Origin of the sequence: Flaviaesturariibacter aridisoli (genome assembly GCF_004343705.1) — a bacterium.
GTDB lineage: Bacteria > Bacteroidota > Bacteroidia > Chitinophagales > Chitinophagaceae > Flavisolibacter > Flavisolibacter aridisoli.
Genome location: NZ_SKFH01000074.1, coordinates 1 through 3,528, shown reverse-complemented (window position 1 = coordinate 3,528; position 3,528 = coordinate 1). Strand labels below are relative to the sequence as shown.

Below are 3,528 nucleotides of genomic sequence, written 5' to 3'. Positions count from 1 at the left end.
GAGTGTATCGTGGTCAATCCCGCCGACATCCCCGGCACCGATGCCGAGCGAAGAGGCAAGACCGATGCGGTGGACGCCCGCCGCCTCGCCAACCACCTCGCCGCCGGCCTCTTGCGCGGCATCCACGTACCCTCCGAAAAGCTGCAGAAGCACAGAAGCCTCATCCGCTTTAGAAAGAAGCTCTGGGGCGACCTCACCCGCTGTAAAAACCGGTTGAAGAGTGAGCTTCGCTTCCAGGGCGTCACCATACCCCCGCCCTTTGACAACCCGCACTGGAGCCACAACTTCCTCCACTGGATCGAAGCCACTGCAAGCAAAGACGCAGACCTGCAGGACACCCTGGAGCTGATGCTGGAAGAAGTGCGCCACCTGCGGCTTCTCTTACTGAAAACCGAAAAGAAGCTGCGCGCCCTCATGCGCACCGAAGCCTACGAACGGCAAGAGCAACTCCTGCGCTCCGTGCCCGGCATCGGTCCCATCACCGCCCAGCTCTTTACGCTCGAGGTCGGCGACGTAGCCCGGTTTAAAAATTTCGACGCCCTCAACCGCTTCGTGGGCCTCTGCCCCGACGAGCACTCAAGTGGTGAGCGGCAGCAGCACACCGGTATTACCCAACGCCGGCACAACCAGCTCCGAAGCCACCTCGTGGAAGCTTCGTGGCAATTGATCCGACGGGACCCGGCCATGCTCGATGCCTACAAAAAGCTATGTAGCCGCATGAAGCCTGAGCAAGCCCTCATCCGCATTGCCCGCAGGCTGCTGCGAAGAATGCGGGCCGTGTTGCTATCCGGGCGGATGTATGTGAGGGGCATCGAGCAGGGCAGCAGTGAGGAGATCAACGCACCGGAGCCGCCGGAGAAGAAAAGGAAAGGACGGCAACCCAAACAAGAAACAACCAACTAAGAAAACCTAGGCCTTACTAGAACAGCAACAACAACCCTCCGACTTCTTCTGACAGGTAACTACATGGAAGCTTCCAAAACATACCGGCGGCCGACTGCTCAACATGGGCTGCACTCTTTACTGAGGTGCTCCGCAACAGTCTGCAGCGGCCGCCTTTTCTTAACTACTGATAAAGACCTGCAGCAACTCCACGTCGGTTGACTGCTCATAGGAGCCTGCTTCACTAAACAACCTGGAAGAAAAACACCGGCAGCGAATAGAGCATACAAGGCAACCTTGCCCCTGCCGGGCAGGCTTGCGCTTCACAAACCATGATTGCTGCCACATAAAAAAAGCGGTGAGACACCGCCTGCAATCATGGTTCGCGAAGCACCGAAAAAAATAAAGTGGTTACCTCATGCAACGAATCCCTTTACATAGGAGCCCCTGTTAGCAGCAGCCCGGCAAGATTGAATGTTAGTTCCCGTAGAGAAGTCCTAAAGACCCCTTTCGAAGCACTTTTGAAAAAGGAAGCCCTTCATGCCATTCCGTTCCAGGAACGTCTAAGACAATTTCAGCCTTGTTACCGCAGTCCAGGTATATCGTGTATGAATTCAAAGGCTTCTTTTTCTTGGGAGCGTCCACTTTTGAAATGATACCCCACACAAGGATGTCGTTTTGCATACCGAAGTATCTATTTGCTAAGAAAATATAGCCTTGGAAAGAGCGAAGAAAAATCAAGGTTGCGAAAATCGTTAACGCAAATACAGCAAGAACGTTGCGCCATTTAGCTTGTGCAGGCGCACGTTTGTACCCTCCATAATAACCGTAAAGTACACCGAGAACCAGCGAAGGAAGAAAGCACCATCGAAACGTGAGTGCCAGAGCTTTTTTGTCCTCCCGAAATGGAAAATGAAACGATCCCCATAAGCCAAGTCCAACGAATAAAAGAAACGGGACAATATACTTGAGATCTGTTTTTGTTAATGCCATTGTTACGCCTTACGAACTTAGGAGTGTAGGGTTGCTGCTAACGACCAGGGCTTTGCGTCTGGCCGGTCTGCTTTAGGAAAGATACAAGTTTAGGAAACCAGGCTAGCGCAAGAGCCCCTGTTAAGCGCAGTGCGGTCCAACCACGGCTTGCTGCTCAACGTAACCAAGGGAATTTCTGCGAAGTCCCGAAATGAGTAGCCAAACACCAGCTACGACCATGATGGCCCCGATTAGCAGGTAGGGCAAGAATCCAGAGCCCAAACGTATGGGCAAATAGATAATTTGCTTGGCTTGCTGCCAACCGGTGAACCCAAGCCAGCCCAAGGCATAAAAAAGCACCAAAGCTAAGGTCGGCACCACCCATGGCTGGCGGCGTTTTAAGGTGGCCACAATTGCAGTTCCACTTGCAACCAAGAGCCCTAACAAATTGGCAAAGTCCCTTGCGACCGGAAGGTAAACAAGACGCTCCGGAGAAATCTGTCCAGCGTTGAGCTCATTTCTCCAGTTCGGGTTTGTCTTGGCGAGCTCTACAAGCCGCCAGTCATAAAGCAGGCCTAGGGTCTCGCAACCATAGGCGCAGAACCAATAGGCTCCGAGGTACAATAGAAACGGCTTGAGGAATTTAATTGGTCTTTTCTGCATCTCAGACGGTAGCATTGCGCTTAACGACCAGGGCTTTGCGTCTGGCCGGTCTGCTTTAGGAAAGATACAAGTTTAGGAAACCAGGCTAGCGCAAGAGCCCCTGTTAAGCGCAGTGCGGTCCAACCACGGCTTGCTGCTCAACGTAACCAAGGGAATTTCTGCGAAGTCCCGAAATGAGTAGCCAAACACCAGCTACGACCATGATGGCCCCGATTAGCAGGTAGGGCAAGAATCCAGAGCCCAAACGTATGGGCAAATAGATAATTTGCTTGGCTTGCTGCCAACCGGTGAACCCAAGCCAGCCCAAGGCATAAAAAAGCACCAAAGCTAAGGTCGGCACCACCCATGGCTGGCGGCGTTTTAAGGTGGCCACAATTGCAGTTCCACTTGCAACCAAGAGCCCTAACAAATTGGCAAAGTCCCTTGCGACCGGAAGGTAAACAAGACGCTCCGGAGAAATCTGTCCAGCGTTGAGCTCATTTCTCCAGTTCGGGTTTGTCTTGGCGAGCTCTACAAGCCGCCAGTCATAAAGCAGGCCTAGGGTCTCGCAACCATAGGCGCAGAACCAATAGGCTCCGAGGTACAATAGAAACGGCTTGAGGAATTTAATTGGTCTTTTCTGCATCTCAGACGGTAGCATTGCGCTTAACGACCAGGGCTTTGCGTCTGGCCGGTCTGCTTTAGGAAAGATACAAGTTTAGGAAACCAGGCTAGCGCAAGAGCCCCTGTTAAGCGCAGTGCGGTCCAACCACGGCTTGCTGCTCAACGTAACCAAGGGAATTTCTGCGAAGTCCCGAAATGAGTAGCCAAACACCAGCTACGACCATGATGGCCCCGATTAGCAGGTAGGGCAAGAATCCAGAGCCCAAACGTATGGGCAAATAGATAATTTGCTTGGCTTGCTGCCAACCGGTGAACCCAAGCCAGCCCAAGGCATAAAAAAGCACCAAAGCTAAGGTCGGCACCACCCATGGCTGGCGGCGTTTTAAGGTGGCCACAATTGCAGTTCCA

Annotated in this window: 5 protein-coding genes; 1 reads left to right on the top strand and 4 read right to left on the bottom strand. The window is 52.9% G+C overall.

The features are described from left to right. Positions 1 to 903 (top strand): IS110 family RNA-guided transposase (locus E0486_RS18400; protein WP_131854405.1); only part of this gene is annotated, 903 nt, incomplete at its 5' end. A 456-nt stretch (positions 904 to 1,359) separates the two neighbouring features. On the opposite strand, the gene E0486_RS18395 is transcribed toward E0486_RS18400, so the two are convergent. The 4 genes from E0486_RS18395 to E0486_RS19160 all read right to left on the bottom strand — a co-directional run. Further along, positions 1,360 to 1,875, bottom strand: coding sequence for a hypothetical protein (locus E0486_RS18395; RefSeq protein ID WP_131854505.1), 516 nt, complete (start codon positions 1,873 to 1,875; stop codon positions 1,360 to 1,362). Positions 1,876 to 1,995: 120 nt separating this feature from the next. Then, complete coding sequence (locus tag E0486_RS18390) at positions 1,996 to 2,517, bottom strand: hypothetical protein (RefSeq protein ID WP_131854503.1); 522 nt, start codon at positions 2,515 to 2,517, stop codon at positions 1,996 to 1,998. 103 nt (positions 2,518 to 2,620) lie between these two features. Continuing rightward, a complete protein-coding gene (locus E0486_RS18385; RefSeq protein WP_131854503.1) occupies positions 2,621 to 3,142 on the bottom strand; it encodes a hypothetical protein in 522 nt (173 codons plus the stop codon). A gap of 103 nt (positions 3,143 to 3,245) precedes the next feature. Beyond that, positions 3,246 to 3,528, bottom strand: a 283-nt coding sequence (locus E0486_RS19160; protein WP_207906295.1) for a hypothetical protein, incomplete at its 5' end; no start/stop codon positions are given.